The sequence below is a fragment of the Phaeobacter gallaeciensis genome (assembly GCF_001678945.1).
Classification (GTDB): Bacteria; Pseudomonadota; Alphaproteobacteria; order Rhodobacterales; family Rhodobacteraceae; genus Phycobacter; species Phycobacter gallaeciensis_A.
Genome location: NZ_CP015124.1, coordinates 3420252 through 3446495 on the forward strand (window position 1 = coordinate 3420252; position 26244 = coordinate 3446495).

Annotated in this window: 25 protein-coding genes; 13 read left to right on the forward strand and 12 right to left on the reverse strand. The window is 62.8% G+C overall.

Annotated elements, in window-relative coordinates; all coding sequences use genetic code 11:
* The first annotated feature begins 44 nt into the window (after positions 1-44).
* On the forward strand, positions 45-1976 hold the full coding sequence (locus tag JL2886_RS16185) for an AsmA family protein (RefSeq protein WP_065272944.1): 1932 nt from the start codon (positions 45-47) through the stop codon (positions 1974-1976).
* Between the two features lie 117 nt (positions 1977-2093).
* On the opposite strand, the gene JL2886_RS16190 is transcribed toward JL2886_RS16185, so the two are convergent.
* From JL2886_RS16190 to JL2886_RS16205, 4 genes are read right to left on the reverse strand one after another with little or no spacing between them, the layout of a single operon-like run.
* Entirely contained in the window at positions 2094-3590 is a 1497-nt protein-coding gene (locus tag JL2886_RS16190) for a phosphomannomutase/phosphoglucomutase (protein ID WP_065272945.1), read from the reverse strand.
* 18 nt (positions 3591-3608) lie between these two features.
* Positions 3609-4442, reverse strand: a complete 834-nt coding sequence (gene kdsA, locus JL2886_RS16195; RefSeq protein ID WP_065272946.1) for a 3-deoxy-8-phosphooctulonate synthase — start codon at positions 4440-4442, stop codon at positions 3609-3611.
* A 4-nt stretch (positions 4443-4446) separates the two neighbouring features.
* On the reverse strand, positions 4447-6141 hold the full coding sequence (locus tag JL2886_RS16200; protein WP_065272947.1) for a capsule biosynthesis protein: 1695 nt from the start codon (positions 6139-6141) through the stop codon (positions 4447-4449).
* Positions 6119-6778 carry an ABC transporter ATP-binding protein gene (locus JL2886_RS16205; RefSeq protein ID WP_065272948.1) on the reverse strand — a complete coding sequence of 220 codons (660 nt, stop codon included), beginning with the start codon at positions 6776-6778 and terminating at the stop codon, positions 6119-6121. The genes JL2886_RS16200 and JL2886_RS16205 overlap by 23 nt, the downstream gene beginning before the upstream one ends.
* Before the next feature lie 299 nt (positions 6779-7077).
* On the opposite strand from JL2886_RS16205, the gene JL2886_RS16210 reads away from it, so the two are divergent.
* Together JL2886_RS16210 and JL2886_RS16215 are read left to right on the forward strand one after the other, a co-directional pair.
* Positions 7078-7680, forward strand: a complete 603-nt coding sequence (locus JL2886_RS16210; RefSeq protein WP_065273767.1) for a uracil-DNA glycosylase family protein — start codon at positions 7078-7080, stop codon at positions 7678-7680.
* A complete protein-coding gene (locus tag JL2886_RS16215) occupies positions 7680-8471 on the forward strand; it encodes an SseB family protein (RefSeq protein WP_065272949.1) in 792 nt (263 codons plus the stop codon). The genes JL2886_RS16210 and JL2886_RS16215 overlap by 1 nt, the downstream gene beginning before the upstream one ends.
* Positions 8472-8558: 87 nt before the next feature.
* Here the strand turns inward: JL2886_RS16215 and yghU are convergent, their stop codons facing one another.
* The gene (gene yghU, locus JL2886_RS16220; protein WP_065272950.1) at positions 8559-9434 is read right to left on the reverse strand and encodes a glutathione-dependent disulfide-bond oxidoreductase; all 876 of its coding nucleotides are present in this window, start codon (positions 9432-9434) and stop codon (positions 8559-8561) included.
* A gap of 310 nt (positions 9435-9744) precedes the next feature.
* Between yghU and JL2886_RS16225 the strand changes: the two genes are divergently transcribed.
* Positions 9745-10263, forward strand: coding sequence for a YHS domain-containing (seleno)protein (locus JL2886_RS16225; protein ID WP_065272951.1), 519 nt, complete (start codon positions 9745-9747; stop codon positions 10261-10263).
* Positions 10264-10397: 134 nt separating this feature from the next.
* Here the strand turns inward: JL2886_RS16225 and JL2886_RS16230 are convergent, their stop codons facing one another.
* On the reverse strand, positions 10398-10994 hold the full coding sequence (locus tag JL2886_RS16230; protein WP_065272952.1) for a GcrA family cell cycle regulator: 597 nt from the start codon (positions 10992-10994) through the stop codon (positions 10398-10400).
* Positions 10995-11182: 188 nt separating this feature from the next.
* Here JL2886_RS16230 and JL2886_RS16235 point away from each other — a divergent pair, with 188 nt between their 5' ends.
* Positions 11183-12001: an ABC transporter permease gene (locus tag JL2886_RS16235; protein WP_065272953.1), complete on the forward strand. Its 819-nt coding sequence runs from the start codon at positions 11183-11185 to the stop codon at positions 11999-12001.
* A gap of 9 nt (positions 12002-12010) precedes the next feature.
* Here the strand turns inward: JL2886_RS16235 and JL2886_RS16240 are convergent, their stop codons facing one another.
* The gene (locus JL2886_RS16240; protein ID WP_065272954.1) at positions 12011-12898 is read right to left on the reverse strand and encodes a DMT family transporter; all 888 of its coding nucleotides are present in this window, start codon (positions 12896-12898) and stop codon (positions 12011-12013) included.
* A gap of 362 nt (positions 12899-13260) precedes the next feature.
* Here JL2886_RS16240 and JL2886_RS16245 point away from each other — a divergent pair, with 362 nt between their 5' ends.
* Both JL2886_RS16245 and argF read left to right on the forward strand, forming a co-directional pair.
* Complete coding sequence (locus JL2886_RS16245) at positions 13261-14436, forward strand: aspartate aminotransferase family protein (RefSeq protein ID WP_065273768.1); 1176 nt, start codon at positions 13261-13263, stop codon at positions 14434-14436.
* Between the two features lie 72 nt (positions 14437-14508).
* Positions 14509-15435: an ornithine carbamoyltransferase gene (gene argF / locus JL2886_RS16250; protein WP_065272955.1), complete on the forward strand. Its 927-nt coding sequence runs from the start codon at positions 14509-14511 to the stop codon at positions 15433-15435.
* A gap of 88 nt (positions 15436-15523) precedes the next feature.
* Here the strand turns inward: argF and JL2886_RS16255 are convergent, their stop codons facing one another.
* Positions 15524-17005 (reverse strand): inorganic phosphate transporter, encoded by a 1482-nt coding sequence (locus JL2886_RS16255; RefSeq protein WP_065273769.1) that lies wholly within the window; start codon positions 17003-17005, stop codon positions 15524-15526.
* 118 nt (positions 17006-17123) lie between these two features.
* Entirely contained in the window at positions 17124-17582 is a 459-nt protein-coding gene (locus tag JL2886_RS16260) for an NUDIX hydrolase (RefSeq protein WP_065272956.1), read from the reverse strand.
* A gap of 244 nt (positions 17583-17826) precedes the next feature.
* On the opposite strand from JL2886_RS16260, the gene JL2886_RS16265 reads away from it, so the two are divergent.
* Positions 17827-18591, forward strand: coding sequence for an SDR family NAD(P)-dependent oxidoreductase (locus tag JL2886_RS16265; protein ID WP_065272957.1), 765 nt, complete (start codon positions 17827-17829; stop codon positions 18589-18591).
* 134 nt (positions 18592-18725) lie between these two features.
* Here JL2886_RS16265 and hrpB read toward each other — a convergent pair whose 3' ends face one another.
* Complete coding sequence (gene hrpB, locus JL2886_RS16270; RefSeq protein WP_065273770.1) at positions 18726-21206, reverse strand: ATP-dependent helicase HrpB; 2481 nt, start codon at positions 21204-21206, stop codon at positions 18726-18728.
* A 158-nt stretch (positions 21207-21364) separates the two neighbouring features.
* Here hrpB and meaB point away from each other — a divergent pair, with 158 nt between their 5' ends.
* From meaB to JL2886_RS16290, 4 genes are all read left to right on the forward strand, one after another.
* The gene (gene meaB / locus JL2886_RS16275; RefSeq protein WP_065272958.1) at positions 21365-22342 is read left to right on the forward strand and encodes a methylmalonyl Co-A mutase-associated GTPase MeaB; all 978 of its coding nucleotides are present in this window, start codon (positions 21365-21367) and stop codon (positions 22340-22342) included.
* A gap of 254 nt (positions 22343-22596) precedes the next feature.
* Positions 22597-22887, forward strand: a complete 291-nt coding sequence (gene rpmB / locus JL2886_RS16280) for a 50S ribosomal protein L28 (protein ID WP_065272959.1) — start codon at positions 22597-22599, stop codon at positions 22885-22887.
* A 125-nt stretch (positions 22888-23012) separates the two neighbouring features.
* On the forward strand, positions 23013-23366 hold the full coding sequence (locus tag JL2886_RS19750) for a hypothetical protein (protein ID WP_237028387.1): 354 nt from the start codon (positions 23013-23015) through the stop codon (positions 23364-23366).
* Positions 23367-23421: 55 nt separating this feature from the next.
* Complete coding sequence (locus JL2886_RS16290; protein WP_065272960.1) at positions 23422-23898, forward strand: copper chaperone PCu(A)C; 477 nt, start codon at positions 23422-23424, stop codon at positions 23896-23898.
* A 69-nt stretch (positions 23899-23967) separates the two neighbouring features.
* On the opposite strand, the gene JL2886_RS16295 is transcribed toward JL2886_RS16290, so the two are convergent.
* Entirely contained in the window at positions 23968-24675 is a 708-nt protein-coding gene (locus tag JL2886_RS16295; protein WP_065272961.1) for an NAD-dependent deacylase, read from the reverse strand.
* Positions 24676-24722: 47 nt separating this feature from the next.
* Between JL2886_RS16295 and JL2886_RS16300 the strand changes: the two genes are divergently transcribed.
* The gene (locus JL2886_RS16300; protein ID WP_065272962.1) at positions 24723-25178 is read left to right on the forward strand and encodes a low molecular weight protein-tyrosine-phosphatase; all 456 of its coding nucleotides are present in this window, start codon (positions 24723-24725) and stop codon (positions 25176-25178) included.
* 8 nt (positions 25179-25186) lie between these two features.
* Here JL2886_RS16300 and JL2886_RS16305 read toward each other — a convergent pair whose 3' ends face one another.
* Complete coding sequence (locus JL2886_RS16305) at positions 25187-26167, reverse strand: LysR family transcriptional regulator (RefSeq protein ID WP_065272963.1); 981 nt, start codon at positions 26165-26167, stop codon at positions 25187-25189.
* Between the last annotated feature and the right edge of the window lie 77 nt (positions 26168-26244).

Consider the following 26244-nt stretch of genomic DNA (forward strand, 5'->3'; position numbering starts at 1 on the left):
GGGGCGCACTGTATCCTCGGGGGAAACAGGCAGCGGAGGGTGCTATGCGGCTGATCATTCGGGTTCTTTCGGCAATATTGCTGACGCTTGCCGTGTTGATCGGGCTGGTCTTCATGCTGCCGGGAGAGAAGATCGCGGCGCTGGCGGCGCAGCAGCTGGAGGCGCAGACCGGCCGCAAGCTGGAGTTTCAGGGCGAGGTGGGCTTCAGCCTCTGGCCGGTGCTGGGCGTGCGGACCGAAGGCGTGACCCTGTCAAATGCCGATTGGGCGGGACCCGAGCCGATGCTGCGCGCGGCGCGGATGTCCATCGGGATTGCCCCCGCCGATCTGCTGCGCGGCAAGGTGCGGGTGACCGAAGTCACCGCCTTGCTGCCACATCTGAACTTGTCGACCCGCGCTGATGGTACCGGGAACTGGGTGATGTCACGCGAGGGGACCCCGGGTGCGGACGCAGACGCCACCCCGCAAGAGGGCAGCGATCTGGCGGTTCAGATCGAAAAGCTGACCCTGACCGGGGCCTCGCTGCGCTATGCGCCGCATGGAGGCACGCCGGTTGAGATGAAGGCCATCGATCTGGCGCTCAGCTGGCCGGATCCCGGCGGCACCGTGGATATGGAGATGACGTTGCGCCCGGTCGAGGCGCCGGTTCAGGTGAAGGCAGAGATCGGCACATTTTCGGAATTCCTCACCGGGCGGGTGTCTTCGGTCGGGGGGACTGTCAGCGGGCCCGGCGGCGTGCTGATGTTCGACGGCCGGGCCGGGATCGATGGGGCAGGATCGGGGCGGGTGACGCTGAAAACCACGGATAGCGCCGGTTTCATCGCGGCGCTGGGCGGTGGCGAGGTCTCTCTCCCCAAGGGGCTCGGGCAGGCTGCTGTGGTCGGCGCCGATGCCACCTATACGCCGGATGGGCGTCTGGCGCTGCGCGATCTGTCACTGGATCTGGATGGCAACACCCTGCAGGGGGCTGCGGATCTTGTCATGGCGGATGTGCCCGAGGTGACGGCGCAGCTGTCGGCTGGTGCGCTGTCCTTTCCGGGGCTGGACTCGCCCGTCGAGAGCAGTGGATCGGGCGCGGGCAGTGCGCCCGATGGTTGGCCAAAGGAGCAGATTGATGCCTCGGCCCTGTCAGCCTTCAACGGCACCGCTGTCCTGACCTTCCAGAGCCTTTCGGCGGCGGGGTATAACCTTGGCGAAAGCAAGCTGACATTCACTCTGGACCGCGCCCGCGCGGTGCTGAAGGCCCAGCCTGCCACCATGTTCGGCGGGCAGGTGACCGGGCAGGTCGTGGCCAACAACCGCAACGGCCTGTCGGTGGGCGGCAAGCTGTCCTTCAACGATATCCAGCTGGAACAGGCGCTTGGGCAGACGGCGGGCTATGACCGCTTGCATGGCGCCGCGCTGGGGGAGATCGAATACCTGGGTGTTGGCAATTCGGTGGATGCGATCATGCGCTCGCTCAGCGGCAAGGGCTGGCTCGAGGCTGGCAAAGGCTTTTTCACCGGTTTCGACCTTGAGGACCTGATGCGCTCCGGCTCGGGCAATGGCGGCAGCACGGTGTTCGAACAGTTGACTGGCAGCTACACGATCGCAAACGGCAACCTGCAGAACAACGATCTATTGGTCATCATCAAGGGGCTCAGGGCCGAAGGTGCAGGCCGGATCGGTCTGGGCGCGCGGGATCTGGATTACCGTTTCACGCCCACACTGCAGGGAGCGGATGGCGGCGCCGGGCTGTCGATCCCGGTTGCCATCACCGGACCGTGGAGCGCGCCAAAGATCCGGCCCGATCTGAAATCCGCCCTGCAGCCGCAGATCGACGAGATCGAGCAGGAGGCCAAGGACCGCGTGCGCGAAAAGCTGAGCGAGGAGCTGGAGACCGAGATCGCGCCGGAGCAGGACCTGAACGAGGTGATCAAGGACCGGATTGAGCAGGAAGCCAAGGACCAGCTGCTGCGGCTGTTGCAGGGAAACTGAGCCGGGCCGGAAGGCGCTCCTGTGCAGAAATGAAAAAGCCGCGCCCACCAAAGCTGGGCGCGGCGGTCGTCCGGGCCATGGCCCGGGCGAAAGACCTTCAGTTAGTCAACAACTTGATCAGATCGTCTGATCGTAGTCCCCGACCAGCGGTTCGGTGCGGATCACCGCATCGATATCGGCAAAGATCGCGCGCAGCTCTTCTTCGCTGTCGCTGCTTTCGCAAACCACCACTAGGTTCGGCGTGTTGGAGGAGGCGCGCACCAGCCCCCAGGATCCATTGTCCAGGATCACGCGGGCGCCATTGACGGTGACGACTTCCTTGATGGCGCGGCCTGCGATTTTCTCCCCAGCCTCAGCCTTGGCCACCAGTTTAGCAACAAGGCGCTCCAATACGTCGTATTTCTCGGTATCGGCGCAATAGGGGGACATGGTCGGGGTCGACCAAGTCTTGGGCAGCGCCTTGCGGAGATCCGACATCTTCATGTCCGGGTTGCGGTCCATCAGTTTGCAGATCTCGACCGCCACGCGCATGCCGCAGTCATAGCCGCGACCCACCGGTTCGGCGAGGAAGTAGTGGCCGGATTTTTCAAACCCCGCCAGCGCGCCGATTTCCTTCACGCGCCGTTTCATGTGGCTGTGGCCAGTCTTCCAGTAATCGGCTTTGACGCCGTTTTTCTGCAGCTCGGGGTCCGAGGCAAAAAGGCCGGTGGATTTCACATCAGCGACAAAGGTCGCGTTCGGATAGATCTTGCTGAGGTCCCGCGCCATGATGACGCCAACCTTGTCGGCAAAGATCTCTTCGCCTTCGTCATCCACCACGCCGCAGCGGTCGCCATCGCCATCAAATCCGAGCGCGAAATCCGCACCCGAGGCTTTGACGCTGTCGGACATGTCGTGCAGCATTTCCATGGCTTCGGGGTTGGGGTTGTAGTTGGGGAAGGTGTAGTCCAGCTCGTTGTGGCTGGGGACCACCTCGACGCCGATCCGCTCGAACAGCTCGGGGCCAAAGGCCGAGGCGGTGCCGTTGCCGGTGGCGCAGACCACCTTCAGCTTGCGGGTCATCTTGAAGTCGCCGACCAGATCATCGAGGTAGGCTTCCTTGACGCCATCGACGAATTCATACGAACCGCCATCGCGGGCCACGCCTTCGCCATTGAGGACGATATCACGCAGCTCGGCCATTTCATCCGGGCCGTGGGTCAGCGGGCGCTCAAAACCCATCTTGACGCCGGTCCAGCCGTTCGGGTTGTGACTGGCGGTGACCATGGCGACGGCAGGAACATCCAGATGGAACTGCGCGAAATAGGCCATGGGAGAGACCGCCGGGCCGATGTCCTTGACGCGGATGCCGGCCTGCATCAGGCCCAGGATCAACGCCTGCTTGATCGCCAGCGAATAGTCGCGGTAGTCATTGCCGACCGCGATCACCGGCTCAATCCCGCGTTTGTGGATCTGGGTGCCAAGGCCAAGGCCAAGGGCCGTCATGCCGGGCAGGTTGATTTCCTCGGGGTATTTCCAGCGGGCGTCATATTCGCGAAAACCGGTCGGCGTGATCATCGGATCGCGCAGGAAGGACCAGGTGTTCGGGGTGACGGGGGAGATCGGTTTAGTCATTAAATTCACTTTCGGGCATCAAATCGAAATCGGGTTTGCCTTGGCGAGCTGGTCAAAGGCCATCAACGTCTCGATCAGTTTCGGCATCTGGTCGAGATAGATCATATTGGGGCCATCCGAGGGGGCGCTATCGGGATCTTCGTGGGTCTCGATGAAAACCGCACCGATGCCCAGGGAAACGGCAGCCCGGGCCATGACAGGCGCGAATTCACGCTTGCCACCCGAAGAGCCGCCCTGTCCACCGGGTTGCTGCACCGCGTGGGTGGCATCCATCACCACGGGATAGCCGGTCTGCGCCATGATCGGTAGCGAGCGCATATCCGCCACCAGCGCGTTGTAGCCAAAGGAGGCGCCCCGTTCAGTCAGCAGGATGTTCTCATTGCCGGTGCTTTCCACCTTGGCCACCACATTGGCCATGTCCCAGGGCGCCAGAAACTGCCCCTTCTTGATGTTGACGGCCTTGCCGGTCTTGCCCGCTGCCAGCAGCATATCGGTCTGGCGGCACAGGAAGGCGGGGATCTGCAGGATATCCACGGCTTCGGCGGCTACGGCGCATTGTTCCTCGGTGTGCACATCGGTCAGCACGGGCACGTCGAATTCACGGCGGATATCGCTGAGAACCTTCAGCCCCTCGTCAAGACCAAGGCCGCGCTTGCCGGACAAAGAGGTCCGGTTGGCCTTGTCGTAGGAGGCCTTGAACACATATTGCGCCCCGGCGGCCGCGCAGGCCTCTTTCATTTTGCCTGCGATCATGCGGGCGTGGTCGGCGGTTTCCAGCTGGCAAGGACCGGCAATCACTGTCAGAGGACAGTCATTACCGATCGTCAGCCCGGCGATTTTGATGTGTTTCATAGCGTTAAGAGGATACCTGTTCCCGGAGAATGGATGCTGTAAGCGAGCACATCAGGTAAATACCGGAAAAGATCAGGAAAGCCAAAATCGTATTTTCGAACTTGCGCGGATAGGAGGGTTCCTCGCTGGGAACCGGTTCAACCGCGGTAGTCAGGTAACGGACCTGACGGTTGGCCTCCATGCGGGTGGTTTCCACTTGCTGCAAGGCCGATTGCAGCATCAGATCGCGGGTTGCGAGATCAGCCTGAGCCATCTGGATCTGCACGCTGAGGCTGGCGAGCGAGTTTTCGCCAGCAGCGGCATCGGTCATCCTGTCGTTGAGCCGCTGAATCAACGCCTCCAGACGGGAGATATCAGCCTCTGCACCGGCCACCTTGGCTTGGTTGGGGCGGGTGTTGTCCATCAGGGCGGCCAGTTCCAGCTCCTTCTCCTGCAGCTGGACCTCAAAGGTGGAGATCTGCGAGCGCAGTGACAGGATCACGCCTTCGGGATCCAGAACCGCGCCTTTTTGCTGCAGCCGCACCAGATGTTCCTGAGCCTGACGGCGTTTCGTCTCCGCCAGTTCGAGCGCGGCCTCTGCCTCGCCCACCTGATCGGAGCGTTTCTGTTCGGATAGGTGGTTTACCTTTTCCTGCGCATAGGAGATCAGCCGGTCCGAGAATTCCGCAGAGACCACCGGATCAGCTGCGGTGACTTCCATCCGGATCACGCCCTCGGTCGGATCATAGCCGATTTTGACGTTGCGCGAGTAGATCTTGTAAGCCTGTTCGTTGCTTGCGGCTGGGTCCAGACGTTGAATCGGGTCGATCCAGTCCTGGGTGAAATGCGCCTTGAAGCCGACTTCTTCATCCAGCCGCAGCATGGCTTCCTTGGATTGCAGAAAGCTTTGTACCGCAGTGGAATCCTGGCTGGTGGCAAATTGCGTGCCCGACAACAGACCGCTCATCGACCCGGCGCTGTCGGCCTTGAGTACCAGAAATTCGGACTTGGCCGAATACATCGGCGTTGCCACGGCATAGAAATAGTATCCGGTGATCAGCGTCGGCAGCATCACGAAAAAGCTGAGCCGCCCCAAGAGCAGCCACAGCTTGCGCCGCCGCCGCTTGGCGATATCGCGCTGGATTTCCTGGATTTCTTTGTTGCGCCGCTCTGCCGGGCTCAGCTCGGTGGAAGGCAGGGTCGTCTTGGCGGCGGGCACGGTCTGAGGCAGCTGGATCGCGCCGGGGTCCGGAGCGCCCTCTGGCCGGGCCTTGTTCTGCGGGACCACCAGTTCCAGCATGTTGGAACGCTTGAAGGGATCAATCCCTTTCAGGCGGAGCAGGCGGACGGCTTCGAAATCCGAGGTAACCGGCAGATTGTGCTGCTGCGCCACGCGCCGTGCCATGCGCAGCTGACGGCCGGTCAGCCCTTCGCGGCGGATCTCGTCGATATCCGTGGAGGTCTTGGTCTCACGCGCGCTGCTGACCTGGCCGGACATTGCCTGCCCGGTCGCGGCGCTGGGTTTCGCGTCTTTTTGCCCTGCTGAAGCCGTGGCCTGAGTGGATTTGACCTCAGACGCGCTGGCCTGCGTTGTTGCTCCTGCGGCTTTGGCGCTGCTGTCGGGGCCTGGGGCCTCGACAGGGCGCGCTGCAGCCGCAGCGGCGGCGCCGCTCGATGTGCGGCGGATGCGGAATTTCTTAGCCTTGGGTTTGGTAGTCATAGAGCTGCTTTGCCTCTTCCAAGGTTTCAAACATATGCAATTGCCCGTCCATCAGAACGGCTGCGGAGCGGGCGAATTTTTCCAGCGTTTTAGGCTGGTGGGACACGATCACGATGGTGGTCGTCTGCAGGCGCTCCTGCAGGATCGAGCCGGCCTTGCGGTTGAATTCCACATCGGTCGTGCTGGGCATGCCTTCGTCGATCAGATAGATATCGAAATCCAGCGCCAGCATCAGCGAAAAACTGAACCGTGCCCGCATGCCCGAGGAATAGGTGCCAAGGGGTTGGTCGAAGTATTCGCCAAGCCCGCAAAGCCAGCGGCAGTAGGCTTCGACATAATCCGGGTCCAGCCCATAGAGTTTGGCGATATAACGGCTGTTTTCCATGCCGGACAGGCGGTTGATGACGCCGCCCATGAACCCCAGCGGAAAGGAAATCTTGCAGCCTCGCCGGATTTCGCCCTCGTCCGGTTTCTCAAGACCCGCCATCATGTTGATCAGAGTGGTCTTGCCGGTGCCGTTCGGGGCCAGGATGCCCATGGATTTGCCCAGCTCCACGCGAAAAGACACCCGGTCAAGGATCACCTTGCGCTGGGTGCCGGTCCAGAAGGACTTGCTGACATTTTCAAACTCAAGCATGGCTTGTTCCGGTCTTGCCTGTCTGGTCCGTTGTCCGGCCTCTTGCCTCGGATGGCCCTTAAAAAGGACCGCTGCACTGTGCCACGGTTCTGATCGCGGCGATTTGATCAGGTTTGGTTACCTGAATTATATTAACGTCCTACGCGTGAAATCGGGCTTTGTTATGTCAAATTGTGACATAAATTCTGAACCGCTGCTTTACTCTTCGTCCATGGGCAGGGCAGCAAGCGGTCGATGCAGCTGGGCGAGGACAATTTGGGCCATTCTATAGCGATTTTGTTTCCAAAAGGGAAACGATGATGGGGCAAAGTTTCCATGACTGCGCGGCGCTGACGCAGGAGATTTCCGGTTGCCGCCTTTGTGCACAGCGGTTTGCCGCCACGGCCACGCGGCATGCGCCGCGCCCGGTGGTCTGGTTCCGCCCCTCAGCACGGATCCTGATCGCGGGGCAGGCGCCGGGTCTGCGGGTCCATGACAGCGGACGCCCCTATACGGATGCCTCCGGCGACCGGTTGCGCCAGTGGCTGGGGGTTTCCGAGGATGTTTTCTATGACCGGGACCAGATCGCCATCGTCCCGATGGCCTTTTGTTTTCCGGGCTATAACGCGAAAAAGGCGGATCTGCCGCCGCCGCCGGAATGCGCTCGCACCTGGCAGCACAGGGTGATGTCCGTCCTTCCCGAGGTTGAGCTGACGGTGCTTGTGGGAGGCTATGCGCAGCAGCATCATCTGGGGAAAAAGGCCCGGGTTAGCGATACGGTGGCCGATTGGCGCGCGCATGCGCCGCGCGTCTTTCCCTTGCCTCATCCGTCCTGGCGCAATACCGCATGGCTGAAACGCCACCCCTGGTTTGAAACAGATCTGCTGCCCGCGTTGCGGCACCGGGTCAAGGAGCTTTTGTGATGACAATGCCAACGCCGCTGGATCAGGCTCACGCGCAGATGGAGGCAGAGCCCGCGTCGGATGCCGCGCGTCTGCGGTTCTACGAACGGCTATCGGATGCCGAACTTTTCCTGATGCTGGAAAAGGAAGTCGAGAACGACAAGCTGGAGCCGGCCCTGTTCGACACGCCCGAGGGGCGCTTCGTTCTGGTCTTCGACCGCGAAGAGCGGCTCGCCCAGTTCGCCGGGCGCGCGGTGCCCTATGCGGCGCTGGCCGGGCGGGGGATCGTGCAGATGCTGTCGGGGCAGGGGATCGGTCTGGGCGTCAATCTTGAGGTCGCCCCCTCTGCCATGCTGATCCCAGCCGAGGCGATTGGCTGGCTTGAAGAAACTCTGGGTCACGCGCCGGATCAGGTAGAGGCGGCCATCGAAAGCTTCCTGCCGCCCGCCGGTCTTCCGGATCTTCTGCTGACGGCGCTGGATACCAAACTGGCGACTGCGGCTGGGCTGGCGCAATCGGCCTATCTGGTGGCAGTGCGCTACCAGGGTGGCGGGCAGGGGCATCTGCTGGGCTTTGTCGATGCCAAGGACGCCGCGCGGGATGCCCTGGCCAAGGCGGTGGGCGAGGCGCTGACCTTTTCCGGGATCGAGGCCGGGGCGCTGGATGTCGGGTTTTTCCAGGCGTCGGATAGGGCTGCGGCCAGCCTGTCACGGGTAGGGCTGCGGTTTGATCTGCCGCAGCCAGAGGCGCCGCAGGTCTATCAGCCGGTCGCGCCCGGCAGCGATCCGGACAAACCACCGCGTTTGAAATAATCAGTTCGCGTGGCACGGCGGCGACCCGCCGTGCCTTTCATGCAGGGGCGGACGGGGCAGGGCGCCCACGTCCGCTGACTGTCAGTCTCAGCTGTCTTCGGTTTCCAGCTTGTCTTGGGTGCGGGTGTCGAAATCACCCGCGTCATGGCGCTCGCGCAGCTGGGTGTGCAATTCGCCAAAGGCGCGGTTGACCATGCGGCCACGGCTGACCGCGGGGCGCGCGTCGATGTCTTTGGCCCAGCGCACGACATTGGTGTAGCTCGCTACGTCGAGGAACTCTGCCGCATCGTACAGGCGGCCCAGCACCAGCTGGCCATACCAGGCCCAGATCGCCATGTCGGCGATGCTGTAGTTATCCCCCGCGATGAAGGCGTTGCCATCAAGCTGGCGTTCCAGAACGTCTAGCTGACGCTTGGTTTCCATGGCGAAACGGTCGATCGGATACTGCCATTTTTCCGGCGCATAGGCGTAGAAATGGCCAAAACCGCCGCCCAGATAAGGCGCGCTGCCCATCTGCCAGAACAGCCAGTTCATCACTTCGGTGCGCTCCGGCCCGGACTTGGGCAGGAACTCGCCAAATTTCTCGGCCAGGTGCACTAGGATCGAGCCGGATTCAAACACTCGAACCGGGGTGTCGCCGCTGCGGTCCATCAGGGCAGGGATTTTTGAGTTAGGGTTGATGTCGACAAAGCCCGATCCGAATTGATCGCCTTCGCCGATGTTGATCAGCCAGGCGTCGTATTCGGCGCCGGAGTGGCCCTTTGCCAGCAGCTCTTCGAACATCACGGTGACCTTGACGCCATTGGGGGTGGCCAGCGAGTAGAGCTGGAAGGGATGCTTGCCGACCGGCAGTTCCTTGTCGTGGGTGGCGCCTGCGATAGGACGGTTGATCGAGGCGAAGCGTCCGCCGCTTTCCTGTTCCCAAGTCCAGACTTTCGGCGGGGTATAGCTCGTATCACTCATGTGGATGGGCCCTGTTCTGTATGTGGTGGCGGGCGGCGCGGGGCGCGGCCCGGTTCGGATTGACGTCTCTGACGTAGGATACTCGTCAAAAATTCCAATGACTGGAAGGTGTGGGTGCGATCTTTTTCGTGCAACCGTGCAGGGGGCGGCCTGCGGTCACGCAGAGACACAGCTGTGTGAGCGCCCCTTCGCAAAGGGTCTGCGCCGGATATTGTAGATGCAGTTTTAGTGGATCGGCAGACCGGTGGAGCAGGACCCCCTGTGACACGTCATGTCCCGGATCGGTGCCGAATGAGGAAAGGATCAAGACATGAAACGTTTTGCACTGGCTGCCATCGCGGCTCTGACGATTGGAAGCTCTGCTTTTGCAGGGGAGCAATATATTGATGGCACCGGTTTTGCGGTCTCTGGCTATGACGTGGTTGCCTATCGCAGCCTCACCCAGGTGCCGGTGGGCGAGGTGCAGCCTGCCGCAGTGCCGGGCCGTGCGGATATCGTGGCCGAGTACAACGGTGCCCGCTTTGCCTTTGCCAGCGAAGAGAACCGCGATATGTTCCTTAAGAACCCGGAATACTACGCGCCGCAGTATGACGGGCACTGCGCCTATGGGGTGTCCAAGGGCGGCAAGGTGCCGGCCAACCCGAACCTGTGGCGGATCGTGGATGACAAGCTGTACCTCAACATCACCAAGAACGTGGTGGGCTTCTGGGAAGAGGACATCCCCGGCAATATCAATATCGCCGAAGGTAACTGGCCGGGTATCGAGCCGGATGAAGCCTCGGAACGGGTTATCCCTAATTTCGAGTCCTCTGCGCCTGAGGGGCACTGAGCAGCAGCGGGGCTGCCCCTTTGCAGGCACCTAGCGAAATTACATGTGACAATAAAAAAGCCCCGCACGGCAACGGCGGGGCTTTTTTGATTGGGGAAAATGGTCCGAACCGCGAGCAGTGGGCCCGGAGCCGATTACCGTTTGCGGTCGCGGCGGGCGCTCATCGGTTGGAAGGCGACGCCGACGTGGGCTTCGCAATAGGGTTTGCCTTGCTGAACGGGCAGACCGCAGAACCAGAAATCCTCGGTCGCGGGGTCGCCCACGGGCCATTTGCAGGTGCGTTCGGTCAGCTCCATCAGCGTCAGCTTCTTGGCCTTCTTTTCGATCTCGTTGACCTTGGCCAGGGCTTCGGGGCTGATTTCATTGGCAGAAGGCTGCGGCGGCAGCGGCTGACCAGCCGGAATGATCTGCTTGCGGGCCGGAATGGCGGCCTTGGTTTCAGGCGCGCTGGCAGCGGCCGCAGGCGGCGGAGTTGCCGGACGGGCCGGTTCCGTCTTTGGCTGTGGCTTTGGCTTTGGCGCCGGTTTGGCAGCGGCAGCAGCTGCCGGTTTTTCCTTGGGCTCGGCGGCTTTTGCGCCACCGGCTGCGCGGTTGGACAGGCCGAGGCGGTGCACCTTGCCAATCACGGCGTTGCGGGTGACCCCGCCCAGCTCCTTGGCGATCTGGCTGGCCGACTGACCTTCGCCCCACATTTTCTTGAGCAATTCGACGCGCTCGTCTGTCCAGGACATATGTTGCCTTTCCAAGCTGAAAGCGGCCCCAGAATCCTGCGGCCGCCATCGAGTTCCGATATAAACGCCTATTTTAATCACTGCGGCCCGAGTTACAAGGCGTCTTGCACCTGCGGATGCAGCAGGTATGCAGATGGGGCACGGGCGGCACGCCGGAGCACGCATAAGACTGGAACGAGGAAAGCACCATGGCAGAGACGGAAACAGAATACCGGGTCGGAATGGGAGAGCGCCGGTTCGGTCGCGTGAACTGGCTGGGGCTGCAGACGCTGGCGATGCGCGAGATCAAGCGCTTCTCGGTGGTCTGGACCCAGACGCTGCTGGCGCCGCTGATGACGGCGGCGCTGTTCCTGATGATCTTCAACATCGCGATCGGTCCGAAGCGTGGCGATGTGATGGGGGTGCCTTTCCTGACCTTCCTGGCGCCGGGGATCATGATGATGACTGTGATCCAGAACGCTTTTGCCAATACCTCTTCCTCGATCGTGATTTCCAAGGTGCAGGGCAATATCGTCGATACGCTGATGCCGCCGTTGTCGGGGCTTGAGATGCTGCTGGGCTACCTTGCTGGGGCCATCGCGCGCGGTGTGGTGGTGGCGCTGGCCATCGGGCTGGGTCTGATGCTGGCGCTTCAGATCGTGCCCGCGCATCCGCTGGTCGCGCTGTTCTTCATCGTGATGGGCGCGGCGTTCCTGGGCGGGCTGGGCATCGTCGCCGGTGTTTTCGCGGACAAGTTCGACCAGATGGCCGCGATCACCAACTTCATCGTGACGCCGCTGGCCTTTCTGTCGGGCACTTTCTATTCGGTCGAGTCGCTGCCGCCGGTGCTGCAGGCGATTTCCCATGCCAACCCGGTGTTCTACCTGATTGATGGCGTGCGCTACGGGGTGATCGGCACCTCCGACAGCTCGCCGCTGCTGGGCGCGACGGTTTGCATTGGCGCCACGGTCGCCATCAGCCTGCTGGCTTGGTCGATGCTGCGCCGGGGTTATCGCCTGAAGGCATAAGGGACGGCCTCAGGCCGGTTTTGCCTGGCGTCCCTCGCGCCAGGCCAGAATGGCGGCGCCTGTCAGGATGACGCAGGCGCCAAGAACGGTTACCCCGTCCGGTACCACGCCAAAGCCGAGGAAGTCGTAACACGCGGCAAAAATCAGCGTGGCATAGCTGAAGGGCGCCACGAAAGAGGCATCCCCGCGCGCCATGCCGTTGATGAAACAGGCCTGCGCGCAGGCCATCAGCGCGCCCAGTGCCGCCAGCGCGCCCCATTGCATCGGCGTCGGCATCTGCCAGACCGGCAGCACAGCCAGACTGGCGATCAGAACACCAATGCCGTTGTTGAACCACAGGATCTGCAAGGGCGCCTCGCGCCCCGACAGTTTCTTGATGAAAATCAGCTCCAGCCCCATCACCGCTGCCGCGCCAAGTGCCAGAAGGGCCGCTGGCTGAAAGCTCTCGGGTGCCGGGCGGAGCAGGATCATCGCGCCGATAAAGGCGATCCCCGCCGCGCCCCAGCGCCAGGGGCCGACGCGCTCGCCCAGAAGGGGGATCGCCAGCAGCATGCAGAACACCGGGTTGAGAAAGGTGATCGCCGTGGCATCGGCCAGCGGGATATAGGCAACAGCGGCAAACATCAGCGTCACACCGCCCCAGCCAAAGGCGGTACGTCCGATATGCAGCCCCCAGTGCGGCCGGGTCAGCCGGGGGCGCACCAGCGCCAACACCGATGAGATCACCACGAAGGCAAAGATAAACCGCCCGTGCGAGATCTGCAGCGGGTGCAGCGCAGGCCCGAGAGCGTCGGTGCCCAGCGATTTCGCCATCAGCGTTGTCGCCGCGATAAAGGCGGTTGCTAATAGGATCAGCGCGGCGGCCAGCATCGGATTTTGCGGTGTCGGAGTTTTCATGCGCAATCGGTGCGCCCGTGCCCGCAGAGATGCAAGGATAAAAAGCGCGGTCAACGGTGAAGTTACCGCGGGGCCCGAAGGCCGAATACTGGCGGCGCCGCCGAATTGTTCAGGCGGGCTGCACAAAAGGGGTTCCTTTTTGCGCAAAGCTCCCTTATGGACCCATTCCATGATCAAACGTGCACATAACTCTGCGCTTCGACGCCGACGCCGGACTGCGTAAACCGCAGCCTCAGTGCCCCTGTGGCGCCTTTGATCCATTGTGCCGCGATGATGGTACAAACCCCCTCCGACTACAGTATTGACCCTCCGGCCCGGCTATGCACAGCTTTGGCCTCAATGTTTCAAAAAGGATGATCCTGATGATCCCGTCCGTTCTGCCGACCTACAATCGTGCTCCGCTTCAGTTCGTCAAAGGCGAAGGCGCCTGGCTGATCGAGGCCGACGGGCGCCGATTCCTAGATCTGGGCGCCGGGATCGCGGTGAATGCGCTGGGCCATGCCCATCCGGCCCTGGTCGAGGCGCTGACCTCCCAGGCGCAGAACCTGTGGCATGTGTCCAACCTTTATCAAATCCCGCAACAGCAGGCGCTGGCGGACAAGCTGGTCGAAACGACCTTTGCCGATACGGTCTTCTTCACCAATTCGGGCACTGAAAGCTGCGAATTGGCGGTGAAGATGGCGCGCAAGTATTTCTACGACAAGGGCCAGCCCGACCGGGTCGAGATCATCACCTTCGAAGGGTCCTTCCACGGCCGGTCCTCTGCGGGTATCGCGGCGGCGGGCTCGGAAAAGATGACCAAGGGCTTTGGTCCGCTGCTGCCGGGCTTTGTGCACTTGCCGTGGAATGATCACGACGCGGTGGCGGCGGCGATCAATGACAAGACCGCTGCGATCCTGATCGAGCCGGTACAGGGGGAGGGCGGTATTCGCCCGCTGCCCGATACCTGCATGAAAGGTCTGCGGGATCTTTGCGACGAACACGGCATTCTGCTGATCCTTGACGAGGTACAATGCGGCGTGGGCCGGACTGGCAAACTCTTTGCCCATGAATGGGCGGGCATTACTCCTGACATCATGATGGTGGCCAAGGGCATCGGCGGTGGCTTCCCGCTGGGTGCGGTGCTGGCGACCGAGGATGCGGCCAGCGGCATGACCGCGGGCACCCATGGCTCCACCTATGGCGGCAACCCGCTGGGCTGCGCGGTGGGCTGCGCGGTGATGGATGCGGTCGCCGATCCGGATTTCCTGGCCGAGGTGAACCGCAAGGCGGGCCTGCTGCGCCAGAAGCTGGAGGGGCTGGTGGCCAGCCATCCCGAGGTCTTCGAAGAGGTGCGCGGATCGGGGCTGATGCTGGGGCTCAAGTGTAAGGCGGTGAACATCGATGTGGTCAACGCGGGCTATGATAACGAGGTCGTCACCGTTCCGGCGGCTGACAATGTGATCCGCCTTCTGCCGCCCCTGAACCTGACCGACGAGGATATCGCCGAGGCGCTTCAGCGTCTTGAGAAGGCGGCCAAACAAGTCGCGGCGGCCTGAGCGGACCCTTCAGATCAATTGCGAAGGCGGGGGATATGCCCCCGGCTTCACCCTGACAAAAAGTGACAAGACATGAACCATTTTCTTGATATCCACAAAACCGATGCAGCAGCCCTGCGGGGCATCATCGATCAGGCCGGCGCGATGAAGCAGGCGCGCTTGGGCCGCCCAAAAGGCGCCCCCGATGACGAACAGCCGCTGGACGGGCGCATGGTGGCGCTGATCTTTGAAAAACCGTCGACCCGGACCCGCGTTTCCTTTGATGTTGGCGTGCGCCAGATGGGCGGGCAAACCATGGTTCTGTCAGGCAACGACATGCAGCTGGGCCATGGTGAGACCATCGCCGACACCGCCCGCGTGCTGTCGCGCTATGTGGATCTGATCATGATCCGGACCTTTGATGAATCGGTGCTGATCGAAATGTCGGAATATGCCGATGTGCCGGTGATCAATGGTCTGACCGACCGCACCCACCCCTGTCAGATCATGGCCGATATCCTGACCTACGAAGAGCACCGCGGCCCGATCAAGGGCAAGAAGGTGGTCTGGACCGGCGACGGCAACAATGTCTGCGCCTCCTTCCTGCATGCGGCGGGACAATTCGGGTTTGACCTGACCTTTACCGGCCCGGCGCAGCTGGACCCCGAGGATGAATTCGTCGGTCTGGCGCGCAAGGCAGGATCGAAGGTCGTGATCGAACGCGACCCGGTCAAGGCCGTGGAAGGCGCCGATCTGGTTGTGGCGGACACCTGGGTTTCCATGCATGACAGCCAGTCCTCGAAAGAGCGGCGCCACAACATGCTGCGCCCCTATCAGGTGAATGACGCGCTGATGGCCCATGCCAAGGACGACGCCCTGTTCATGCACTGCCTGCCGGCCCACCGTGAAGAGGAAGTGACCTCTGCAGTGATGGATGGTCCGCAATCGGTGATCTTTGATGAGGCCGAGAACCGCCTGCACGCACAAAAGGCAGTGATGCGTTGGTGCCTCGGCGTCTGAGCCGTCACCTAGCCTTTGCAATGTAAAACCCCTCGCCGCAGACCAGCGGCGAGGGGTTTTCTTTTTCGAGTTCGTGCCTGGCTGAGGCTTAGCGAATGATCGTCGTCAGCAGCCAAAAGGTAACACCGGACAGCAGTGCCGCGGCGGGCACGGTGATCACCCAGGCGGCTACGATGGTCATGAAATGGCTGCGGCGCACCAGCTTGCGGCGGCGGCGTTCCTCGGGGGCGATGCGCAGTTCCTCTGGACGCTGCAGCGAGAATTTGCGCAACCGGTTCTCGGCGTGCCATTCGCGAAAGAAGCCAACGCCAAAGACCGCGCCGACCGCGATATGGGTCGAGGACACCGGCAGGCCCAGCCAGCTGGCCACGATCACTGTGATCGCCGCCGAAAGCGACACGCAATAGGCGCGCATCGGGTTCAGCTTGGTGATCTGGCTGCCCACCATTCGGATCAGTTTCGGGCCAAACAGGAACAGACCAAAGGAAATACCGAAGGCACCGATCACCATCACCCAGGTCGGGATCGCCACTTTGGCGGCAAAATCCCCGAACTCTGCTGCATGCACGATGGCCGCCAGCGGTCCGACCGCATTGGCCACGTCGTTGGCACCATGGGCAAAGGACAGCAGCGCGGCGGAGATCACCAGCGGGATGCGGAACAGGATTTTCAGCGACTTGTTGCGGTTCTCAAGTCCCACGGACTGGCGCGCGATCAGCGGCTTGGTGATCAGATAGCTTGCCACCGCAAAGCCAAGGCCGATCAAAAGGGCGATTTCCAGATCGATCTTGATAATTCGCTTCAGACCTTTCAGCGCCAGATAGGCGGCAAAGGCGCCGGCCATGATGGCGACAAGGATCGGAACCCAGCGGCGCGCGGCGGCGATCTTGTCCTCCTGATAGATCACCTTGGCCTTGATCACCGCCAGAAACAGCGCCGCGATGACGCCGCCCAGAACCGGCGAGATGACCCAGCTGGCCGCGATCTTGCCCATTGTGGCCCAGTTGACAGCCGACATCCCGGCGGCAGCAATGCCAGCGCCCATGACGCCGCCGACCACCGAATGGGTGGTGGAGACCGGCGCGCCGATCCAGGTGGCCAGATTGACCCAAAGCGCCGAGGACACCAGCGCGGCCATCATCGCCCATATGAACACATCCGCCGTGGCCACGGTGGCGGGATCGATGATGCCCTTTGAGATTGTGGAGACCACATCGCCCCCGGCGAGGAGGGCACCGGCGCTTTCGGCGATGGCAGCGATCAGGATGGCGCCGCCCATGGTGAGGGCGTTGGCACCCACCGCCGGTCCCATGTTGTTGGCAACATCGTTGGCGCCAATGTTGAGCGCCATATAGGCGCCAAAGATCGCAGCGGCGATGACGATGAAATTGCCGGGCGTGCCGCCGAGGAAAACGGCAGCTGCTGCACCAGCCAGCACGATGAAGGCCAGCGAGATGCCGGGGCCGACCAAGGGGCGGGAGACATAGGCGGTTGCCAGCTCCAGCTGAGAGATCCGGTTGAGGTCCCTGTCGAGGGTTTCCCAGTGCTTGCTATCGGGTTTTTCGCTCATGTCGCCGTTCCCCATGCCAAATGCCCAGCCAGACGGCTGTGCCGAAAAGAGTCGGCCACCGGGTAGCGTCGCGTCACCATTGGCGCAAGGCCGGTGTCACGATTCCATCATAAAACTGTTACAATTGTCGCAGGATCGACTGCAAATCTGGTTCCCGGACGAGGTTTGCCGCGTCTTGCGCGGGCATCCAGACACGCTTGCGTTGATCGGATTCCGGGTAGTCATCCTTGATGCGCTGGACCTCGGCGATATAGACCAGCGTTTCCACTGGCTGCCGGGTGCCGTTGTCGCGTTCCTTGACGTAGTGATAGCTGCCCTGCGGGGCAGAGGTGATCCGGGCGTCGGCAACGCCGGCCTCTTCCCATGCCTCTTGCAGGGCGGATTCGGGGCCGTTCTTGCCCTTGATGGGCCAGCCCTTGGGGATGATCCAGCGGCCGGTGCCGCGGCTGGTGATCATCAGCACGTCTTTTCCGGATTTGGTGGTACGATAGCACAGGGCTGCCACCTGAATCCGCTTTGGGCGGAAAATAAGGGGGCGCAATACCTCTTCCCAAGCCTTGGCGAGGAGTGTTGTCATGCCTGAACTGCTTTCGTTTATTGTTATGCTTTTGCCCCGGGCCGGAAACCGGACGGGGAGATCGTAGTAAATTTGGGGTTGACCACAACATATGTCCCAAAGGCGAATTTACAATGGTGTCTTGAGTTCGTCTCTGAATTGTGAACTTTTTCCGCAACAGCCGGGCAGGCGGCAAAGACGCGCCAAGGTTCGACATGGTACCGGCTGCAAGGCCATCAGAGCAAGAAAGCGGGAGGGGACAAGGATGAAAGCTGCATTAGTGACCGGTGGGGCACGCGGGATCGGGCTGGCGACGGCGAAGGGGCTGCTGGCTGAGGGTTGGCAGGTGGCGATCCTGGACCGCGACAGCGAAGCGCTGGAGGCGGCCGGGAAAGAGGTGGCAGGCCTTACCCTGATCAATGCGGATGTTTCGCGCCCCGAGGATGTAGAGCGGGCTGTCGCGGAGATCACGGCAGCCTTCGGGCGGCTCGACGGGTTGGTGAACAACGCGGGCGTCGCCGATTTCGGTCCGATCCGCGAGACTACTTTTGAACGGTGGCGCCGGGTGATGGAGACCAATCTGGATGGTCCCTTCCTGATGACCCAGGCCTTTACCGATCTGCTCGCTGCGGATGGTGGTGGGGCGGTGGTGAATATCACTTCGATTTCGGGCTTGCGCGCCAGCACCCTTCGGGTGGCCTATGGCACCTCCAAGGCGGCGCTGGCGCAGCTGACGCTGCAGCAGGCGGCAGAACTGGGCGAGATCGGGATCCGGGTGAACGCGGTGGCGCCGGGACCGGTGGCGACCAAGCTGGCGATGGCGGTGCACAGCCCCGAGATCATCGCCGCCTATCATGATGCGCTGCCGCTGAACCGGTATGGCAAGGAAGAGGAGATCGCAGCGGCGATCAATTTCCTGCTGTCAGAGAAGGCAAGTTTCATCACCGGTCAGGTTCTGGCCGCAGATGGTGGGTTCGAAGCCACCGGGATCGGCCTGCCTGCGCTGCGCGCCGACGCGGCAAAGGATTGAGCTGGCCGGTGCTCTAGCAGAGGGGGCCTCCCGCCCGCGATCTGCCGCATCAAGATGCGGCCTCCGCCGTTGGGTATGGCAGCGCGCAGGGGCGCGCTGCTCCGGCGCGATGACTTTTTCGCCCAGGGGCCTCGTCAGGATTTGCGCCGGTTGGCCCGCAGGGTTGGGTCGGCAGCGGTCGGATCTTCGGGCCAGGGATGTTTGGGATATTGGGCGCGCATGTCCTTGCGCACGTCCGCATAGGACCCGGCCCAGAACCCCGGCAGATCACGGGTGATCTGGATCGGGCGCTGTGCGGGGGACAGCAGCGTCACCTTCAGCGGCACGCCGCCCACGGCGGGATGGCGGGTCACGCCGAACATCTCTTGCAAGCGCACTGCGATTTCCGGCACTTCTTCCCCGTAGTCGATCGGGATCTTGCGGCCCAGCGGCGTGACGAAATGGCCTGGCGCTTCGCGGTCCAGAAGCTGCGTCTGCTCCCAGCTGAGGGCGGCCCGCAGGGCGGGCAGCAGGTCGAACTGTTTCCAGTCCTGCGCGGTTTTCACCCCGGTCAGCATCGGCAGTAGCCAGTCGGCCAGCGTTGCCATCAGCCCATCTTCGGAGAAATCCGGCAGATCATGCCCATCGGCGCGCAGCAACTCGACCCGCGCCACCAGCCGGGCGGCAGCACCGCTGAGGCGCAAACCCAGATCGCGGACCCCGTCGAGCATGGCTTCGGCGATGGCCTCGGTCGGGACGTCCTTCCAGATGCGATCGTCCAGCACGATACTGCCAAGGCGCTCCTGGCTGCGGGCGACGACGCGGCGGTCGCGTTTGGACCAGGCGCAACTGTCCTGCCAGCGGATCTGATCAGCAAACAGCGCGCGAATATCGGCAAGGGCGATCTGCACCGCCATGCGGATCTTTGCTTCGCGCGGGTTACCATCGGTGTCCAGCGCCACGATGAAGGGCGCGGCGGCCAGCGTGTCCTCGGGCGACAGCACCGCACCCTTGCCCCCTGACAGGACATAGCGCGGCGTATCGCCCTTGCGGCGCTGTCCGATGCGGTCGGGATAGGCGAGCGCGGCCAGCCCGGTTGCCGACAGGTCAGATACCACCGGCGCGTCAGAGCGGGCCTTGCGCTGTTGCTGTTGCAGCCTGCGGGCCTCGGCGCGGATCCGCTCCACCACTGGCAGGGCCAGTTGATAGGGGCGTTTGCGCTGGAACGCCTTGGGATCCTTCAGCGCCTCCAGCCGCAGCATCAGGTCGGACGGGGCGCCGCGCAGGGGATCGCGCTCGGCCAACAATGCGGCCAGTGTTGCCGCAGGGGCGGCCTGATCAGGGCCCGCACGCAGCAGCATATGGCCAAGGCGCGGATGCAGGGGGAGCGCTGACAGCGCCTTGCCATGGGTTGTGATGCGGCCCTGTGCATCCAGCGCGCCCAAGAGGGTCAGAAGGTTACGGGCCTCCTGCAAGGCGCCCTCGGGCGGCGGTGTCAGAAAGGCGAGTTCCTCGGCGGCAGCGCCCCAGAGGGCCAGCTCCAGCGCCAGACTGGCCAGATCTGCGGATGCGATTTCCGCCGGGGGAAAGGCAGCAAGCGCGCCTTCCTCGCCCTTGGTCCAGAGGCGGTAACAGACCCCTTCGGAAACGCGGCCGGCACGGCCCTGTCGCTGGGTTGCTTCGGCGCGGGTAACCTTTTCTGTGACCAGCCGCGACATGCCGGACCCCGGATCGAAGCGGGCGCGGCGGGATTGTCCCATGTCGACCACCACGCGAACCCCATCGATGGTGAGCGAGGTTTCCGCGATCGAGGTCGCCAGCACCACCTTGCGCCCCGATTTCGCGGGCTGGATGGCAGCGCGCTGCTGGGCAAAGGGCAGGGCGCCAAACAGGGGATGCACCGTGCAATTCCCGGGCAGTCGGTTTTCGAGCGCGGCAGCGGCACGGCGGATTTCGCCTTCACCGGGCAGGAACACGAGGATACCGCCGCTGTCCTTGCGGGTTTCTGCCTCGGCGCGGGTAACCAGATCCACCAGCGCATCGGTGCGGCGGGCCTTGGGGCCAAGCGGGGTATCCAGCCAGCGGGTCTCCACCGGGAAACTGCGCCCTTCGGAGGTGATGAGCGGCGCCTCCATCAGGGCGCTGACGGGGGCGGCATCCAGCGTTGCGGACATCGCCAGCAGGATCAGATCGTCGCGCAGGGCGCCCGCGACCTCAAGACAGAGCGCGAGGCCGAGATCGGCATTCAGCGAGCGTTCGTGGAATTCGTCGAAGATCACTGCGCCGACGCCGGGCAGGTCCGGGTCCGATTGCAGCATTCGTGTCAGAATGCCTTCGGTGACGACTTCGATCCGGGTGGACTTGCTGACCTTCGCTTCGCCTCGGATGCGGTAGCCGACGGTCTCTCCGGGGCGTTCGCCCAGGGTTTCGGCCATGCGTTCGGCAGCGGCGCGGGCGGCCAGGCGGCGCGGTTCCAGCATGATGATGCGCCCATCGCAGAGACCGGCCTCGAGCATGGCAAGCGGTACCTTGGTGGTCTTGCCGGCGCCGGGTGGGGCCTGCAGCACGGCGCGACCGCCCGTGCGCAGGGCGGCGATCAGATCGGGCAGGGCGTCATCAATGGGCAGGCGTGTCATGGCAGCCTTATCGCCAAAGACCCGTGCCGGGTCCAGAGGCGCGGCGGCTGCGGCTGAATGCGCCTGCCTCGGCACTGGACAATCCGGGCCTGCCTGCGTCAAGTAGGCGGAACTTTCGGACACAGGCCCGGCAAAGGGCGCGGAACAGGGGCTTTGGCATGGATATTGCGCAGCTGAGTGACAAGGTTTTGCAGGGCGACCGGCGCGCGTTGGCGCGGGCGATTACCCTGGTCGAAAGCGGGCGCGATGATCACCGGGAGCAAGCGTTGGCGCTGCTGGAGCGGCTTGCCAAAGCGGATCGGCAGGCCTTGCGGATCGGCCTGTCGGGCACGCCCGGGGTTGGCAAATCCACCTTTATCGAGGCCTTCGGCATGATGCTGGTCGAACGCGGCCTGCGGGTGGCGGTGCTGGCGGTGGATCCCAGTTCCACCCGTTCGGGTGGTTCCATTCTGGGCGACAAGACCCGGATGGAGCATCTCAGCCGCCAGAAATCTGCGTTCATTCGCCCGTCCCCCAGCCAGACCACGCTGGGCGGGGTCGCCCGCCGCACCCGGGAGGCGGTGTCCCTGTGCGAGGCGGCGGGTTTTGACGTGGTACTGATCGAAACCGTCGGGGTGGGGCAATCCGAAACCGTGGTGGCGCAGATGTCGGATCTGTTCCTGCTCTTGCTGGCCCCGGCGGGCGGTGATGAGTTGCAGGGTGTCAAGCGCGGCATCATGGAAATGGCGGATATGATTCTGGTCAACAAGGCAGACGGCGATCTAAAGCCCGCTGCCACCCGCACCTGTGCCGATTACGCCGGGGCCTTGCGGCTGCTGCGCAAGCGTCCGCAGGACCCCGAAGGATTTCCCAAGGCGATGATGGTTTCGGCGCTGGCACGGGAGGGGCTGGAGGCCGCTTGGGCCGATATCGAGCATCTGTCGGGCTGGCGGCGCGAGACGGGACATTGGGCGCGGACCCGGGCAGATCAGGCGCGTTACTGGTTTGCCGAAGATGTGCGCCAGGCCATGCTGGCAAGGCTGGAAACGCCTTGGGCGCAGGGCCGGATGGCGGAACTGTCGGATGCGGTCGCTGCGGGAGAGCAGACCCCTGCCGCAGCCGCGCGGGACATGCTGAAGGGGCTGGGGCTGGAATAAACCCGCTGGCCAGATGCGGTAGGGGGACCTTTCAGGCCCGGCGCGCGGCCGGGTTTGGTCCGGTTTGGGCGGGGCTGTGCCACTTTCCGGCGGAGTGGGTGATAAAACCCTGCCATATGGCTTGACCCTGTCAGCGATTCCTCCTAAACGCATCCAACCAGTTTTCGGGCGCAGCCAATGGCCGCGCCCTTGTGATTTGGCGGCAGATTCGGAGTTTTGTCCGGCAGGCCGCCCCAGATACGAAGGATGAACCTATGTCGCGCCGTTGCGAACTGACCGGAAAAGGCCCGATGACTGGCAACAATGTCAGCCACGCCAAGAACCGCACTCGTCGTCGGTTTCTGCCGAACCTGAACGATGTCACCCTGCAGTCCGAGACTCTGGGCCGTGGCGTCAAGCTGAAGATTTCCGCCGCAGCCCTGCGCTCGGTTGATCACCGCGGTGGTCTGGACGCATTCCTGGCAAAAGCCAAGGACGAAGAGCTGTCCGCAACCGCTCTGAAAGTGAAAAAAGAGATCGCCAAGGCACAAGCTGCCGAGGCCTGATCCGCTTCAGACCGATCTGATTTAGTAAAGCGCCGCGCTGGATATCCCAGCGCGGCGTTTTGCCGTTCGTGGCGTGACCGAATGCCGCTTGCGGTTGGCGCTGCGCAGGGGCATATCTGCTGCTGATGATGCGACGTTTGCGGATATATATCGGGATCTTCCTGTCCCTTGCTGTGGTGCTGACCGCCCATAGCGCTGCCGCAATGCGTGGGGCACGGGATGCCTCGGGGCAGATCGTGATCTGCACCGGCACCGGCCCGGTGGCGATCTACGTGGACAGCGACGGCCAGCCGGTCCCGGCGCCGCATTATTGTCCCGACTGCGTGATGCATCTCTTGGATGCTGGGCTGCCGGTGCAGCAAGCGCTGCCAATCCCGGCGCGCCCGGTTCTGCAGGACCTGACACCCGATCGCACAGTCCTGATCCCCGTCTCCTGCGGGCAATACGCCTTGGCGCGTGGCCCGCCGATCTCTGCCTGATTTCCAATCCAAACCACCCTGAAAATCAGACAGAATTTGCTACAGGAGACTCAAGATGTCTTTTAAATCCCTCGTTTTCGCCGCCACCAGCGCAGCCGCAGTCACCCTTGCCGGGGCCGCCATGGCGGGCGGTATGATGGTTGAGGACGCCTATGCACGCGTGTCGACCAAGATGTCCGCCAGCGGCGCGGCCTTCATGCAGATCATGAACGATACCGGCGCTGATGACCGGCTGATCGATGCGCGTTCTGACGTGGCAGAGCGGGTCGAACTGCACACCCACCAGGGCGATGCCAACGGTGTCATGAAGATGGTGCACGTGGAAGAAGGCTTTGCCATTCCGGCGGGTGAGGTGCACATGCTGAAGCGGGGCGGCGACCACGTCATGTTTCTGGGGCTGACCCAGACCCTTCATCACGGCGATGTGGTGCCGTTGACGCTGGTCTTTGAAAAAGCCGGTGAAATCAACGTTGAGGTGCCGGTGGATCTGGAGCGCAAGCCCGGTCACGGCGGCATGAAGCATAACAACTGATCAGCGCCAATCGCGCCGAGACATTGCGGCCAGTCCTTTTCCGGGGGCTGGCCGTTTTCTTTGGAAGGCTCAGGCGCGGGCCAGAATGTCGCCGGTCCAGTGGGGCACGATCTCGCTGGCGCGCCCCAGGCGGCTTTCGGCAAAGCTGGATGCGCCGGCCGAGGGCTCAAGATTGAGTTCAACCGTATGGGCGCCCGCCATCTGCGCTTCCTGCACAAAGGCGGCGGCCGGGTAGACCTGACCGGAGGTTCCGATCGACGCAAAGATATCCGCTTCGGCCAGATGGTCGTAGATGGCTTCCATGAAATAGGGCATTTCGCCAAACCAGACGATATCGGGGCGCGTGCGGGGCTGGGCGCAGGCGGGGCAGAGTTCGGTGGGCGACATGCTGGCGGGGGCAGGCCAGCGGTGATCACAGGCTGCGCAGAGGGCGCCGTCAAGCGTGCCGTGCATATGCAGTACCGCCTCTGCGCCGCCCTGTTCGTGCAGCCCGTCTACATTTTGGGTGATGATCACAACCTCTCCGGGCCAGGACCTTTGCAGCTCACCCAGGGCCGTGTGGGCGGCATTCGGGCTGGCATCGGCCGATTGGGCACGGCGGGCATTGTAGAAGGCGTGCACAAGATCGGGATCGCGGGCAAATCCTTCGGGCGTTGCTACATCTTCGATCCGGTGCTTTGCCCAGAGCCCGTCTTCGTCGCGAAAGGTACCGAGCCCGCTTTCGGCGGAAATGCCGGCGCCAGTCAGGATGACGATCTTCTCCGCACTCTTTTCCATCGCCGCAAAGCCTCTTATTGCTGTCTTGCCAAAAGGAGTGTGCCCCGATGACTAAACGCATTTTGTTCGTCTGCCTAGGAAACATTTGCCGCTCGCCCGCAGCTGAAGGGGTGTTCCGCGACCTTTTTAAGCAGGCCGAGACGGATAGCGCGGGCACGGCGGGTTATCACGTGGGAGAGCCGCCCTACGGGCCGATGCAGGCAGCGGCGCGGGCGCGAGGGCTGGATCTGTCGGATTTGCGGGCGCGGCAGTTCGAACCGCAGGATTTTGCGCGTTTTGATCTGATCGTGGCGATGGACGGTGACAACCTGCGCAATATCGAGGCGCAAAGGCCTGCAGACCAGATCACGCCCGTGGTGCTGTTCACCGACTTTGCTGCGGGCAGCAGCGCGGATCATGTGCCCGATCCCTATTATACGCGGGATTTCGACGGCTGCCTCGACCTGATCGAGCAGGCGGCGCGGGGGCTGGTCTCCCATCTGGAGGCAGGGCACGCCCTCTGACGTCGGCCTTAGCTGTCGATGACCTTGAACGCCCCTGCCAGCCAGGGAAGCCGGACCAGCGCCGGATCGATCATCTGTGTCTGGATCAAGTGCCGCATGGTCTTGGCCACGTCGCGGGGGACCTGATCCGCCCAGTCGTTGCCGCTGAACAGGGAAATGGTCCGACCTGCGGCACCAAAGGGCAGGGCGTAGGCTTCGATCTGATCGTGGAACCGCACCGCCCGCATATACCCCAGCGGCGTCGTGATCGCCCAGCCGATCCGGCGCGCTACCATGGCCATCAGGGCAAGGTGCGAACCAATCTCGAACCGGCTTTCAAAGGTAAGGTTTTGGCGGGTCAGATGGGCGTCGATTTGCTGTGAAATCAATTGGTCCCGTGCGTAGCGCAGAAACGGCAGGGTGTTCAGCTCGCTCACGCTGACCTTCGGAAGGCCAGTATCCGAGGAGCCGATGAACCCCTTTGGGGCCACCAGAATAAAGGGATCCTGTACCAGTGGCAGTTCCACCAGCCCTTCGTGCAGGGCGCCGGTGGTGGCGGCTACGGCGATGTGCAGCTCGCGCTCTTCCATGGCGCGGATGATGTCGTGGCTGGAGGCGGTGATCATCTTGAACCGGCATTTGGTCAGGCTCTCGGCAAGGATGGTCACCAGCCGCGGGGTCAGATCATTGTCGAAATCGTCGATCAGACCGATCGACAGTTCGGGCAGGTGGCTGAGATCGACAACCGTCAGCTCGCTTTGCGCCAGTCGCAACTCTGCAAGCACCGCCTCGGTGCGGGCCAGAAATGTACGTCCTGCCGGGGTGACCACCATCGGGCGGCGGCTGTGGTCCACCAGGTCGCAGGACAATGATTTTTCCAGATTCCGCAATTGCTGGCTGACTGCGGGTTGGCTGAGCCCGGTCATTTCCGCAGCCTGCGCCACGGATCCGGTTCTTGCCAGGGCGGCAAAGACTTCCAGCCCTCTTAGGGTAACACCCTTCGTCAACATGAATATGCTCCAAATATGCATCTTCTTTCTCAACGACAGAAAGATGCGGGGTCAAGGGTTGTATTGGAGCGGATTTC

Coding starts and splice junctions, on each gene's coding strand:
- JL2886_RS16185 (WP_065272944.1), top strand. CDS start 45: ATGCGGCTGATCATTCGGGTTCTTTCGGCAATATTGCTGACGCTTGCC.
- JL2886_RS16190 (WP_065272945.1), bottom strand. CDS start 3,590: ATGACTAAACCGATCTCCCCCGTCACCCCGAACACCTGGTCCTTCCTG.
- kdsA (WP_065272946.1), bottom strand. CDS start 4,442: ATGAAACACATCAAAATCGCCGGGCTGACGATCGGTAATGACTGTCCT.
- JL2886_RS16200 (WP_065272947.1), bottom strand. CDS start 6,141: ATGACTACCAAACCCAAGGCTAAGAAATTCCGCATCCGCCGCACATCG.
- JL2886_RS16205 (WP_065272948.1), bottom strand. CDS start 6,778: ATGCTTGAGTTTGAAAATGTCAGCAAGTCCTTCTGGACCGGCACCCAG.
- JL2886_RS16210 (WP_065273767.1), top strand. CDS start 7,078: ATGGGGCAAAGTTTCCATGACTGCGCGGCGCTGACGCAGGAGATTTCC.
- JL2886_RS16215 (WP_065272949.1), top strand. CDS start 7,680: ATGACAATGCCAACGCCGCTGGATCAGGCTCACGCGCAGATGGAGGCA.
- yghU (WP_065272950.1), bottom strand. CDS start 9,434: ATGAGTGATACGAGCTATACCCCGCCGAAAGTCTGGACTTGGGAACAG.
- JL2886_RS16225 (WP_065272951.1), top strand. CDS start 9,745: ATGAAACGTTTTGCACTGGCTGCCATCGCGGCTCTGACGATTGGAAGC.
- JL2886_RS16230 (WP_065272952.1), bottom strand. CDS start 10,994: ATGTCCTGGACAGACGAGCGCGTCGAATTGCTCAAGAAAATGTGGGGC.
- JL2886_RS16235 (WP_065272953.1), top strand. CDS start 11,183: ATGGCAGAGACGGAAACAGAATACCGGGTCGGAATGGGAGAGCGCCGG.
- JL2886_RS16240 (WP_065272954.1), bottom strand. CDS start 12,898: ATGAAAACTCCGACACCGCAAAATCCGATGCTGGCCGCCGCGCTGATC.
- JL2886_RS16245 (WP_065273768.1), top strand. CDS start 13,261: ATGATCCCGTCCGTTCTGCCGACCTACAATCGTGCTCCGCTTCAGTTC.
- argF (WP_065272955.1), top strand. CDS start 14,509: ATGAACCATTTTCTTGATATCCACAAAACCGATGCAGCAGCCCTGCGG.
- JL2886_RS16255 (WP_065273769.1), bottom strand. CDS start 17,005: ATGAGCGAAAAACCCGATAGCAAGCACTGGGAAACCCTCGACAGGGAC.
- JL2886_RS16260 (WP_065272956.1), bottom strand. CDS start 17,582: ATGACAACACTCCTCGCCAAGGCTTGGGAAGAGGTATTGCGCCCCCTT.
- JL2886_RS16265 (WP_065272957.1), top strand. CDS start 17,827: ATGAAAGCTGCATTAGTGACCGGTGGGGCACGCGGGATCGGGCTGGCG.
- hrpB (WP_065273770.1), bottom strand. CDS start 21,206: ATGACACGCCTGCCCATTGATGACGCCCTGCCCGATCTGATCGCCGCC.
- meaB (WP_065272958.1), top strand. CDS start 21,365: ATGGATATTGCGCAGCTGAGTGACAAGGTTTTGCAGGGCGACCGGCGC.
- rpmB (WP_065272959.1), top strand. CDS start 22,597: ATGTCGCGCCGTTGCGAACTGACCGGAAAAGGCCCGATGACTGGCAAC.
- JL2886_RS19750 (WP_237028387.1), top strand. CDS start 23,013: ATGATGCGACGTTTGCGGATATATATCGGGATCTTCCTGTCCCTTGCT.
- JL2886_RS16290 (WP_065272960.1), top strand. CDS start 23,422: ATGTCTTTTAAATCCCTCGTTTTCGCCGCCACCAGCGCAGCCGCAGTC.
- JL2886_RS16295 (WP_065272961.1), bottom strand. CDS start 24,675: ATGGAAAAGAGTGCGGAGAAGATCGTCATCCTGACTGGCGCCGGCATT.
- JL2886_RS16300 (WP_065272962.1), top strand. CDS start 24,723: ATGACTAAACGCATTTTGTTCGTCTGCCTAGGAAACATTTGCCGCTCG.
- JL2886_RS16305 (WP_065272963.1), bottom strand. CDS start 26,167: ATGTTGACGAAGGGTGTTACCCTAAGAGGGCTGGAAGTCTTTGCCGCC.